Here is a 12104-nt window from a genome sequence, read left to right on the forward strand (position 1 = left end):
AGATAAGGCTACATCAGGCACAGCTGTTTAGCTGATGTAGCCTTATTCAATTCGCTCTTAAACGCTATTATTCAAATTTAACTGTTAATCTTTGAGGACAGAAAATTCGATGTAAGTGGCATTGTTCACATCGTGAAAAATACGTTGTGTGGCTTTACGGAAATCGGCTTTGGTAGCTGTATAAGGTGCTAAAAACACCTGTGGATTTCGTTCTGCCAGCGGAAACCAGGAGTTTTGCACCTGAACCATAATGCGATGTCCTTTTTTGAACGTATGCGCAACATCTGGCATTTCAAAATTCACCTTTTCGACCATTCCTGGAGTCAGGGCCTGCGCTTTTTCAAAACCATTTCGGTATTTCCCGGCCATGATCTCACCACGTACCATCATCTGGTATCCAGCCATTGTTTTTCCTTGATAACTTGCTGCATCGTTCGGGTAAACATCAATCAGTTTGACAACATAATCTGCATCTGTACCTGTTGAAGAAACCTTAAGAAAATTTTTGATGGGGCCAACTATAGTCAGGTCTTCTGTCAACGGTTCCGTTTGATAAACCATGACATCAGGGCGACTAGCGGCGAAACGCTGATCATCTACCATATACTCCCGCGTTCGGTTTTGGATTAGCCCACCCTGGTGCGGAACCGGTTTATTGGGGTCAGTGACATATTCATCCCAAGAATCTGTACGTTGAACTTTGTCAAATCCAAGTTTCCCCTGAGGTTGGAAGTATAGTTTTTTTGTTTCTACATTTTTGGGTGGCCATTGTTCGAAATGTTTCCATTCATTGCTTCCAGAGACAAAAATGTTCGCTTCCGATGGTGCGAAGTTCCCTTCATCTTTTAGATAATATTTGAAAAAAGGCTGTTCAAATTGTTCCTGATAGGTAACGCTGGTTTTTTTCTCAAATTGGATATCACCTAAATAGTTTCCCTCTGCACGAACCCAGCCGCCATGATACCAAGGTCCCGCGACTAAAATCGAGTTGTTTTTTTTGCTTTTATCCTCAATCGATTGATAGGTCTTAAATGTTCCATAAGCATCTTCCGCGTCAAAGAAACCACCGACGACCATCACCGCTGGTTTTACCTCCTGTAAAGAATTGGTGATCACACGCGACTTCCAAAAATCATCATAGTCGGGATGTTTAAACAGGTCATTCCAAAACTGTACGGAGTCACCAAAATACTTTTCCTTCAGTTCCCGTGCTGTTCCGGCTTCTAAAAAGAAGTTGTATTTATCGGCTTCTTTGATCTGAATTTTGCTCTTGAATTGATCTGGGGTGATGGGTTTTGGACGCGGGACACCAAAGGTTGACATGAAGGTGAATGCATCCTGAAGAAACAGTACGCCATTATGGTGGAAGTCATCGCCGATATACCAGTCTGTTACCGGAGCTTGTGGGGAGACCGCTTTCAAGCTCGGGTGCGTTTTGACCAATCCAACGGTAGAATAGAAGCCTGGATAGGAGATCCCATAGAGTCCGGCTTTGCCATTATAGTTTTTGAGATTTTTCTGTAGCCATTCAAGCGCATCATAGGTATCTGTACTTTCATCGATGGCTTTTTTGTCTTTGCTGTAGGTGGTCGGACGTACATCTTCAAATTCACCTTCGCTCATCCACTTGCCCCGCACATCTTGGTAGACGAAAATATAGCCTTCACGCATCATCGTCGGAAAGTTGCCCAGGCTTTTTTTGTATTCGTTTTGTCCATAAGGAGAAACCGTGTAGGGCGTTCTATTGAGCAAAACTGGATATTTCTTCGATTTGTCTTTTGGACTGTAGATCGCAGTAAATAATTTTTTCCCATCTCGCATGGGGATTGCTACTTCGGTCTTTTCATAATGATCTCTAACATAAGCCGAGTCGGCAGCGGTTTGAGCATGTAACTGGCTTGCGCTTAAAAGCGCCAAAGTTAGGCACGAAATTGTATTTTTCATTCAGATAATTATTTGTTCAGTACATTCTTTGGTGTAAAACTCTACTTTACACTTGGTTTCGTTCGTTGCAATGTTATGGATATTCTTATGCACCTTAGGCTATAGGGGATACCGTTAAATTTGTCATCGCGCTACCGATTGGCAGAGCATTTATCCAATAACAATGCGCAGGTCAAATGCTGTTGGTTTATAAATTGAACGATAGACTCATTGCCTGTATTTAGATTTTAGGCTAAAGTTAGTGCTACTAAAACCATTTTCCAATTTTATTGTCATATTTATGGGAAATAGAAAAAGAAAAATTGACCAATTTTTAAGAAAGAAAAACTTTTTTTGGATTGAATTTGGATTAGTTTTCGAATCTTGATATATTGAGTAAAATTAAGGACAATTGTTTTTTGGGTTAACAACTTTAGCTAAAAACGTTAAATTCCAGTTAGATGGACTAGTAGAATACTAAATAATAATTCATTTTCGGATTATTTCTTAAGGTTTCGAATAGGCTTCGTATCGCTATTTGTCACGATTTTATAAATTAAGTGCGGGGTGGTATGAAATATGTTTTTTTAAGCTAATTTTAAGAATTATTTTATCATAATACATCAATTAAATAACAATTTAAGTATATAGAATTAATATGGGACAACAAGTGAAAGATGCCAATGGAAAATTGGGTATTCTTATTCCGGGATTAGGTGCTGTGGCTACAACATTAATCGCTGGTGTGGCATCTATAAACAAAGGTTTTTCAAAACCAATCGGATCTGTTTCTCAATTGAGCAGAATCCGTCTGGGTAAACGCACTGAGAACAGAAATCCATTAATTAAAGATTTCGTCCCTTTAGCAAAACTGGAAGATGTTGTTTTTGGTGGCTGGGACGTATACGAAGATAACGTATATGAGGCTGCATCAAAAGCACAGGTATTGGAGCAAGGTCAATTGGATGCTGTTAAGGCTGAATTGGAGGCTATCCAACCGATGAAAGCTGTGTTTGACCGTAATTTTGTGAAAAATTTGGACGGAACGCACATCAAATCTGAAAAAACTCGCCGTGAATTGGCAGATGCTGTACAACGTGATATTCGTGAATTCAAAGAGAAAAACGGATTAGACCGTATTGTCTTGGTATGGTGTGGATCTACTGAGCGTTATATTGAGACAAACGAAGCTTTTTCAACCTTAGCTAAATTAGAGGAAGCGTTAGATAATGATGATCAACGTATTCCACCGAGTATGATCTATTGTTATGCGGCATTGAAAGAGGGCGCTCCGTATGTCAATGGTGCACCAAATTTAACATGTGACGTTCCAGCGATTGTTGAGTTGGCGCATGAAAATGGTGTAGCAATTGCAGGTAAAGATTTTAAAACAGGTCAAACATTGATGAAAACAATTGTGGCACCTGGTCTTCAAGCGAGAGCTTTGGGTGTTGAAGGTTGGTTTTCGACGAATATCTTAGGTAACCGTGACGGATTAGTATTGGATGATCCTGAAAATTTCAAAACAAAAGAAGTGTCTAAATTATCGGTATTGGAAGAAATTCTAGATGCGAAAAAGAACCCTGAGTTATACGGTGACCTTTACCATAAAGTACGTATCAACTATTATCCTCCACACGGTGATAATAAAGAATCTTGGGACAACATCGATATTTTCGGTTGGTTGGGCTACAAAATGCAGATTAAAATCAATTTCTTATGCCGCGATTCAATTTTAGCAGCACCGGTTGCCTTGGATTTGGCTTTGTTTATTGACTTGGCGCAACGTGCAGGCATGTCGGGTATTCAAGAGTGGTTGTCATTCTACTTGAAGTCGCCTCAAACAGCTCCAGGATTGCCTCCTGAACACGATATCTTCAAACAATTGATGAAATTGCAAAATACATTGCGTCACATTATGGGTGAAGATTTAATCACACATTTAGGACTGGATTATTACCAGGAGCTAGTCGATAGTATTCAATAAGCTAACTTAATAAGAGCGGGGAAACAATTGTCTAAAAACAGTTTTTCCCCTTTTTCTTCAACATCTTTACGGTATTGAAGATTTGTGATATAACCCTCTGTAGACTTTTGCGCTTACGAACGCTGAGATAGTGACGGGGGTTTTGCTTTTTTATAAATGATTTTATTTTGCAATTAGAAGAAATGGAATTTGCAATTATAGCAGCGGGAGAAGGTTCTCGATTGCGAAAAGAGGGGTTCAATTTACCGAAACCCTTGCTACCATTACATGGAGTTCCATTAATTGAACGATTGATTCGCGTGTTTGTTAAAGAAGGAGCGCAACGAGTTCATGTTATTATCAATAAACAATCTCCGGAGCTGAAATTGTTTTTGGAAAAAACGACGTTTGAATTACCTATTGTGCTTATAGAGGAAGATACTGCAAGTTCATTGCATAGTTTTGCCTTGCTTGTCAAAAACAACCCCGATTGGTCGTCCTGTTGTCTGACCACAACAGATACGGTTTTTAGGCCACATGAATTTCATGCCTATTTAGAAGCATTTCAGCAACATCAACAGGCCGATGCTTTTATGGCTGTAACTCCTTTTGTTGACGATGAGAGTCCGCTCTATGTGAACACCAATTCGCAGCTTCGGGTGGAAGCTTTTTTGGATACGGCAACCGCCAAAACGAAGTACGTTTCTGGGGGAATTTACTGCTTTCGTCAGGCGGCGATGGACTGTGCGTTGAGCTCTGTTGAAGCAGGTAATTCCAGAATGCGTAATTTTCAGCGTGCTCTATTGGAAAACGATTTACAAGTAGAAGCATTTGTATTTGAAAAGGTGGTCGATATTGATCATTTAAAAGATCGTGTTGTCGCAGAACAATTTTTGAGTGAGGAGGTTAGTTAGTAAAATGAGCGATATGATTTCTATTTTAGGCGTAACTCGAAAAAATCGCTTTTCACCCAACCATGTGGGGAATGATGCCGCCATATTCAATGAAGTAGTTTTAAAACTGACTGAAAAAGGTGCCTCGGTAGAGCTTTGTAACGAGGATGAATTTTTGTCTTCAGCATCCGTGAAGCAGGATAATATTCTGACTATGGGGAGAACAAAGACTTTAGTGAAAAAGTTGCAATCTCTTCAAAATAATGGGGTCAATGTTTTGAATTCTGGATTTGGAATTGAAAATTGCTTTCGGAAAAATATGACCCTTAAGCTTTTGGAAGGTGGAGTTCCTTATCCGAAAAGTATCGTGATCTCTACGGTTGCCGATATTCAATCTATTTTTGAGAAACTGAAAGGAAAGGGTGTGTGGATCAAACGTGGCGACTTTCACGCCATTCATAAAGAAGATGTTACTTTTGCCGCTAGTCTGAAAGAAGCGCAACATATCTTGAATGAATATGCGCTCCGCGGGATTAAAGAGGCGGTGATTTCTGAACATCTTGCCGGAGACCTACTAAAATTTTATGCGGTGCGGGGAACGGATTTCTTTTTTTATTTTTACCCCTATGAACACAATCATCACAAATATGATTTGTATGAACAAATTAATGATGAGGTCGTACACTTTCCTTTTGATCTCGACAAGCTAAAAGAAGTCGCCAATCGTGCGGCAGAAGTCCTGGATGTACATATCTACGGCGGCGACGTGATTATTGATGCAAATGGAGACTTCCATATTATTGACTTAAATGACTGGCCAAGTTTTGCGCCTTGTCGGGCAGAGGCTGCAGAGGCCATTGCTCAAATGGTTTACCATAAATTTACTGAAAAGAACCACAATGCAGAAAGAACAAGTTAATGTAATCGAAGAAGATAATTTGAGTGCATTCGAACAATCTTTAAAATCTAATGATACCGAGGAACGAATTGATATTTGGTTTTATCGACCTATAGGTTATCGCATTGCGCAAGTCTGTGCAAAAATTGGTATTACACCCAACGCTGTAACCATTATTAGTATTTTCTTTGGCGTTGCGGCGGGTATTTTATTCTATTACCCGGCGTTATGGATTAATGTGATCGGCATGCTTTTATTGGTTTTTGCCAATTCTCTAGATAGTGCCGATGGACAGCTGGCCAGAATGACGGACAATAAAAGTCGCTTTGGTCGTATCTTGGATGGTTTTGCTGGCGATTTTTGGTTTGCTTCTATTCATATTGCGATCTGTTTACGCAGTATTAACGAGGGGTGGCCACAATGGCTATGGGTATTTTGTGTGCTTGCAGGTGTATCGCATATGCTTCAGTCAGCAATGGCTGATTATTATCGTAACGTGCATTTGTATTTTATTAAAGGTAAAGCTGGAAGTGAGCTGGACAATACACGTGATTTGAAAGTTGACTACGATGCCTTGTCCTGGCGCAAGAATTTTTTCAGCAAATTTGTGTTAAATGGCTATATGGGCTATACACGAAACCAGGAAAAGCTTTCGCCAAAACTGCAAAAGCTACTGCGCCTAGTGAAAAGTCGCTATAAAGACGAATTGCCAAAACAATTAATGGTCGACTTTAGAACTCAAAATAAACCATTGATGAAGTATACAAATATTGTACAGTTCAATACAAGGGTGATTTTCCTATTTGTTTGGTTGTTTATCGGCCAACCTTGGATTTACTTTTTCTTTGACATGTTTGTCCTAAATCCGATATTGATCTATATGTGTAACCGACAAGAAAAGGTAAGTGGCTATTTTGTTGATAAATTAACAAATGATCCAACCTATGGGTAGCAAAATCTATAAAGTGCTCTTTATGCTGATCGGTATAGGTACACTGGCCTATATGATTCATGCAATGGGAATTGATGAGATTTGGAACAACCTTGAAAATATTGGCTGGTGGTTTCTGCCTGTACTTGGTAGCTGGGCAGTACTCTACTGGATGAATGCTATGGCATTTAAGGCAATTATTCAGGAACCGGAATTGCCACAGACAAACGTCCCTTTTTGGAAGGTCTTACAATTGACAATATCGGGGTATGCCATCAATTATATAACACCATTTGTTGCGTTAGGAGGGGAGCCTTATCGTATTATGGAGCTTAAAAACTATGTCGGTGGTTCGAAGGCAGGTTCATCTGTGCTGTTATACGGTGTCATGCACATCCTATCGCATATTTTATTTTGGGTCGCTTCTGTTTTTCTAATTCTTTGGTTTGTGCCTGCTAGCACGATGGTCAATGTGGCCTGTGCTGCGATTTTTGTAATGGCTATCATCTGTACTTGGCTATTTACAAAATTTTATAAGAAGGGAATTACCGTTTCACTATTGAAAGCCTTGTCTAAACTGCCTTTGGTAGGCAAGAAAGTGGGTGATGTACTGGATACGAAATATGAAACTTTGAATGACGTCGATCAACAGGTGAAAAACCTCTTTCAAAATCGTCGTGATCGTTTCTATACGGCGCTTTTTTGGGAATTTGTAGCACGCGTTGTAGGCTGTTTTGAGATTTATTTTATTGGTTTGGCTTTAGATATCAATATTGATTTTATTGATGCTATGATCATTAGCTCAGGATCTTCCCTATTTGCCAATCTTGTTTTTTTCTTTCCAATGCAGTTGGGAACCCGGGAAGGTGGATTGGCAATGGCCGTAATGAGTATAGGATTGCCTGCGAAAGTCGGTATTTTTATGGGTGTTGTGACACGAATTAGGGAAATTGTGTGGATTATGATCGGTTTGGGGTGGATGAGTTTAGTAAAAAAGAAATAACATGGATAAGTTTAATATTAAAGGAATTATTTTTGATTATGGTGGAACCTTAGACACCAATGGCGGCCACTGGGGAGCTGTTATCTGGTCGGGTTATGAAAAATATCAGGTTCCCGTAAATTTGAACGCTTTTCAGGAGGCCTATACCTACGCGGAACGTCAGATGGCTTTACAACCTATTATTAAACCGCAGTTTAATTTTTTGGAAGTGCTTGAAGCAAAGCTCACTGTGCAATTTGATTATCTTATTGCTGCAGGGTACGACTTAGACCGATCATTAGCGAATAGAATAGCCTTTGACGGTTATTCATTGGCGAAGAATACGGTTGAAGAGGTAAAACCACTGTTAAATTCACTCCATGAAAAATATCCGATTGTCATGGTTTCCAATTTTTATGGTAATTTAAAATCGGTCCTTGATGATTTTGGGATTCTATCTTATTTTCAGGAAGTTGTGGAGTCGGCTGTCGTCGGTGTGCGCAAACCTGATCCTGCCATTTATGCCTTAGGTGTAACTAAAATAGGACTTCCTGCACAAGAGGTATTGGTGGTGGGTGATTCCTATAGTAAAGATATGGTACCTGCCAAAGCGGTTGGCTGCCAAACCTTATGGTTGAAAGGGCAGACTTGGGGCGAGGATAAATTGCAGGATACTGGAGCTGCAGACCAGCAATTTACAAGCATCTTCGATTTAATCGACTTTGTTTAAGTAGAGATTCTGACGAAATTCTTTAGGCGAGATTCCAACATTTCGCTTAAAGAATTTACCAAAAAAAGATTGATCCGAGAAATGTAATTTCACTGCAATTTCTCCGATAGGAAGCCCCTGGCAAAGTAATGATTTTGCTTCCTCCACTAAAACGTTCTGAATAAGTTCTATTGCTGATTTTCCAGTTAGTTCCTTGGTAATCACCGATAGGTGTTTCGCTGTGATGCCAAGTTCCATCGCATAAAATTGCACCATGTGTTCTTTATGAAACGACTTTTTTAGTAGCAAATGAAAATTGGCCAGAATCTCTCTTTTCCGGGAGGGAATAGCGGGTGTATTTCGCATATTTTGGCTTCCTAGACGAGCTATTTCACAAAATAATATTTCTGTTAATGACTTAATAATCTGATGTTTGAAAAGGTAGCTAGAGTCTTGTCGGTCGTAATGAATAAACTGTTTAAATAAGTTAGATAAGTTGATCGAATCTTGGTTCGATAGCGACCAGATGTAACTGTCACTTAAGGCAAGCGACTTTTTGGTGACCTCGAAGAAATCTTCTTGAAAGTCCAGTTTGAAGCTAAAATCTAGCGTAAAGAAAATCAAATATACCTCACAATCCCAAGATTTGACGACCGAAGAGCCATTCACTCGGGAGGATGGATTGGTTAACAAAAGGTGATTTTGAGCAACCTGTACCCGTTCATTATTAATCATGAAGGATGTCTCACCTTTTTTTATTAAACAGAGCGAATAGAGGTCTCCTTTTGTTAAAATCTGCTGCTGCTCGGAACTAAATACAGGTTTCGATTTGTTGCCCTTAAAATGAAAGACATAAAAACCCTTGTTTTTGATGGGAGTTTCCTTTACAGACATGTTTATTTTACGATAAAATCAAAATAGGTTTTACGATAAGGTTCATCTTGCAAAGTGTAATGCCACCATTCCTTATCATAAGCTTTGAAGCCAAATTTAGCCATCGCTTCTTTTAAAATCTTCCGATTTTCTTTCTGTTGGACGGTCAGATGCGCATAGTGATGATGGGAGACTGCGCCGAAAAAATCAAAAGGTCCACCCATATCAATCTCCTTATGATCTTTTAAGCTAATGAGCGTTAGATCGACTGTACTGCCACGGCTGTGGCCTGATTTGGAGGCAATAAAGCCTAGATTGAACAAGTTCTTCTTATTGATAAGCGGGTAGAATTCCCTTTTTGCGATGGTATCTTTGGTGTTTAAGGACCATGTTTTAAAGTTGTCAACAGCACGTTGCGGACGGTAGGCATCGAATATTTTCAGGCCAAGACCTTTTTTATTTAAATGGTTCTCGACCTGCTGCAGTGCTAGCGCTGCGCGCTTCGTTAAAATAGCGACTGGTTTTTCATAACCTTGAATTGGCCTTCCGGTGAAGTTGTGGCTACCAAAATAACGCATTTCTAAACTTATTGTTGGAATAATGTCCTTGACGTATACAAAATCTGAAGGCATGGTCTTTTCCTGCGCACTGAGAGAAAGCGTGGAAAGGCTTAAGGCAAATATAAGACACAAGTTAAATTTCATGGAATGAAGATACAACTTGTGTCTTAATTAATATAATATAAAACGTTATTCTCGTTCGTAATGATAAGAATGATCTTGAATTCAGCTTATTGACCAATTTGTGCTCGTATTGATCAACAGCCCACTAATGATCCGCTAATTTTTTTCTCAGATAATTGTATATTTCAATCTGCGAACGGCATGGCGCCTTTTTATTCTCAACGTAATGATTGCTCAGTGAATTGTTGAGTATACGGGCCTTGACATTATCATTGAGCTGGATCTGAAGCATTTCTTTTAAATCTTCCTTGATTTTTTTACTTGTTATTTTGACCGCTGCTTCGACGCGATGATCCAAGTTTCTTGTCATCCAATCTGCCGAGGAAATAAATAGCTGCTCTCGGCCAGCGTTGTAGAAATACATCACACGTGCATGTTCCAAATACTCATCGACGATTGAAATGGCATTCATTTGCAATTTAAAGGTTTTTTGATTTGTTGCACAGTAGATTCCCCGGATGATAAGGTCTATTTTGACACCAGCTGTTGCGGCATCATAGAGCTTTTTAATCATTTCTTTATCGCTCAGTGAGTTTACCTTGACAATAATATATGCTTTTCGACCAGCCTTGGCTTCGGTAATCTCCTGATCGATGTAGTGTAGAAGTTCCCTGCGCATATCCGTTGGGCATATCAACAGACTTTTGCAATTTTTGATAATTTCAGCCGGATTTGACTTAGGACGTCTCAGGTAATTGAAAACCTTATTTATATCGGCAATAACATCCCTATTACTCGTTAACAGGCAGTAATCTCCGTATAATTTAGCCGTTTTTTCGTTGATATTTCCTGTGCTGACAAAACCATACTGGATCGTTTTCATTCCAATACGTTTTTTGATGACGCATAGTTTTGCATGGACCTTTTTATTTGGGATACCGGTCAATACCTTGATGCCTTCCAGTTCAAGTTTCTCTTTCCAGTCCAAATTGTTTTCTTCATCAAATCTTGCCCGAAGTTCAAGCATCACGGTGACTTCCTTTCCATTGCGGGCTGCGTTAATCAGGGCATTTGCAATTTTTGAATTCGAGGCTAAGCGGTATGCCGTAATCTGGATGGTTTTCACATCTGGATCCATCGCTGCTTCACGAAGTAGATCAATGATCGGTCTAAATTCATGATAGGGGAAGGAGAGCAGCACATCTTTTTTCAATACGGTATCGGTTACACGTTCGTAGTTCTTGAAATAGGGGTGTGGAAAGGACGTCCGTTCCAAGGGCTGATTATAGGATTTAAACACATTGGGAAAATCCATGAAGTGTTTGAAGTTGTGTATTTTTTGTCCTGGAATGATGCTGTCTTTTTTTGAAAGGTTAAGTTTCTTGATCAGGAATTCTACCAATTTATGGTCCATCTCTTGATCAAAAATAAATCGGGTAGGTTTACCTTTTCTTCTATTTTTTACCCCTTTGCTTATCTTTTCGACCAGCGTCGTGTTGATGTCATTGTCAATGTCAAATTCGGCGTCTTTTGTGACTTTAAATACATGTGCATTGAATACATCAAAACCGAAATAGGAGAATATCAGAGGAAGATTAAACTTGATAACATCCTCCAAAAGTATGATGTGTTTTTCATCTTTTGGCGATGGCAACTGGACGAAGCGTCCATTTTGACTGGTCGGGATTTCGATGAGTGCAAATTTGGTTTCGTACTGCCATTCCTGTTTTCCCATCGCAATGCCCAAATAAAGGCTCTTATCCCGAATATAAGGCATAGGCCGCACATCGTCCAATATCAGCGGAATGACGTTCGATTCTACGTCATCCTGATAATAGTCACTCACAAACTTCTGTTGTTCGGGGTTGAGTTCCTCACTGGTCTTAATATAGACATTTTGTTTGGCCATATCTTTTTGGATACGATTCCAGGTACTGTCAAATTTCTTTTGCTGCTTGATGACCCGGATATTGAGCTCTTCTAGGATAAGCTGAGGATCTTCATAGAAGGATTGATTGGCACTTTTATCTTTGAGGTCTATAGCCCGTTTTAGACCTGCAACACGCACGCGGAAAAATTCATCGAGGTTATTGGAAAATATACCTAAAAATTTGATTCTTAAGGGTAAAGGGACAGTCTCATCCGCAGCTTCCTGAAGTACTCTGCCATTAAAGCTCAACCAACTAACGTCTCTAGGAATAAATTTTTTCGCCATAGCTAAATATACGTAAATTTAAAAAGCAAAA

Annotated in this window: 10 protein-coding genes; 6 read left to right on the forward strand and 4 right to left on the reverse strand. The window is 39.5% G+C overall.

The window, feature by feature from the left end; translation table 11 throughout:
• Window positions 1-84: 84 nt before the first annotated feature.
• The gene (locus B3600_RS21905) at window positions 85-1944 is read right to left on the reverse strand and encodes a CocE/NonD family hydrolase (protein ID WP_070569635.1); all 1860 of its coding nucleotides are present in this window, start codon (window positions 1942-1944) and stop codon (window positions 85-87) included.
• Between the two features lie 637 nt (window positions 1945-2581).
• Between B3600_RS21905 and B3600_RS21910 the strand changes: the two genes are divergently transcribed.
• The 6 genes from B3600_RS21910 to B3600_RS21935 all read left to right on the forward strand — a co-directional run bounded on the left by B3600_RS21910 (window position 2582) and on the right by B3600_RS21935 (window position 8323).
• Window positions 2582-3910: an inositol-3-phosphate synthase gene (locus tag B3600_RS21910; RefSeq protein ID WP_070569637.1), complete on the forward strand. Its 1329-nt coding sequence runs from the start codon at window positions 2582-2584 to the stop codon at window positions 3908-3910.
• 167 nt (window positions 3911-4077) lie between these two features.
• Entirely contained in the window at window positions 4078-4803 is a 726-nt protein-coding gene (locus tag B3600_RS21915) for a nucleotidyltransferase family protein (RefSeq protein ID WP_239468707.1), read from the forward strand.
• Window positions 4804-4816: 13 nt separating this feature from the next.
• Window positions 4817-5701, forward strand: a complete 885-nt coding sequence (locus tag B3600_RS21920) for a hypothetical protein (protein WP_231585333.1) — start codon at window positions 4817-4819, stop codon at window positions 5699-5701.
• Complete coding sequence (locus B3600_RS21925) at window positions 5682-6632, forward strand: CDP-alcohol phosphatidyltransferase family protein (protein ID WP_070569641.1); 951 nt, start codon at window positions 5682-5684, stop codon at window positions 6630-6632. The genes B3600_RS21920 and B3600_RS21925 overlap by 20 nt, the downstream gene beginning before the upstream one ends.
• On the forward strand, window positions 6625-7614 hold the full coding sequence (locus tag B3600_RS21930; RefSeq protein ID WP_204990742.1) for a lysylphosphatidylglycerol synthase transmembrane domain-containing protein: 990 nt from the start codon (window positions 6625-6627) through the stop codon (window positions 7612-7614). The genes B3600_RS21925 and B3600_RS21930 overlap by 8 nt, the downstream gene beginning before the upstream one ends.
• Before the next feature lies 1 nt (window position 7615).
• Entirely contained in the window at window positions 7616-8323 is a 708-nt protein-coding gene (locus B3600_RS21935) for an HAD family hydrolase (protein WP_286754394.1), read from the forward strand.
• Here B3600_RS21935 and B3600_RS21940 read toward each other — a convergent pair.
• From B3600_RS21940 to ppk1, 3 genes are all read right to left on the reverse strand, one after another.
• Window positions 8306-9196, reverse strand: a complete 891-nt coding sequence (locus tag B3600_RS21940) for a helix-turn-helix domain-containing protein (protein ID WP_070569648.1) — start codon at window positions 9194-9196, stop codon at window positions 8306-8308. The two genes, B3600_RS21935 and B3600_RS21940, sit on opposite strands and share 18 nt — an antisense overlap.
• 2 nt (window positions 9197-9198) lie before the next feature.
• Window positions 9199-9879, reverse strand: coding sequence for a M15 family metallopeptidase (locus B3600_RS21945; RefSeq protein WP_286754395.1), 681 nt, complete (start codon window positions 9877-9879; stop codon window positions 9199-9201).
• Between the two features lie 124 nt (window positions 9880-10003).
• Window positions 10004-12073, reverse strand: coding sequence for a polyphosphate kinase 1 (gene ppk1, locus B3600_RS21950; protein ID WP_286754396.1), 2070 nt, complete (start codon window positions 12071-12073; stop codon window positions 10004-10006).
• Window positions 12074-12104 lie beyond the last annotated feature (31 nt).

It is taken from the genome of Sphingobacterium sp. UBA2480, from assembly GCF_002341965.1.
Lineage (GTDB): Bacteria > Bacteroidota > Bacteroidia > Sphingobacteriales > Sphingobacteriaceae > Sphingobacterium > Sphingobacterium multivorum.

What these genes read in the sequence shown, in the direction of transcription:
- B3600_RS21945 (WP_286754395.1), bottom strand. Translation starts at nt 9,879, where the DNA reads ATGAAATTTAACTTGTGTCTTATATTTGCCTTAAGCCTTTCCACGCTT.
- ppk1 (WP_286754396.1), bottom strand. Translation starts at nt 12,073, where the DNA reads ATGGCGAAAAAATTTATTCCTAGAGACGTTAGTTGGTTGAGCTTTAAT.
- B3600_RS21920 (WP_231585333.1), top strand. Translation starts at nt 4,817, where the DNA reads ATGATTTCTATTTTAGGCGTAACTCGAAAAAATCGCTTTTCACCCAAC.
- B3600_RS21905 (WP_070569635.1), bottom strand. Translation starts at nt 1,944, where the DNA reads ATGAAAAATACAATTTCGTGCCTAACTTTGGCGCTTTTAAGCGCAAGC.
- B3600_RS21925 (WP_070569641.1), top strand. Translation starts at nt 5,682, where the DNA reads ATGCAGAAAGAACAAGTTAATGTAATCGAAGAAGATAATTTGAGTGCA.
- B3600_RS21935 (WP_286754394.1), top strand. Translation starts at nt 7,616, where the DNA reads ATGGATAAGTTTAATATTAAAGGAATTATTTTTGATTATGGTGGAACC.
- B3600_RS21930 (WP_204990742.1), top strand. Translation starts at nt 6,625, where the DNA reads ATGGGTAGCAAAATCTATAAAGTGCTCTTTATGCTGATCGGTATAGGT.
- B3600_RS21910 (WP_070569637.1), top strand. Translation starts at nt 2,582, where the DNA reads ATGGGACAACAAGTGAAAGATGCCAATGGAAAATTGGGTATTCTTATT.
- B3600_RS21940 (WP_070569648.1), bottom strand. Translation starts at nt 9,196, where the DNA reads ATGTCTGTAAAGGAAACTCCCATCAAAAACAAGGGTTTTTATGTCTTT.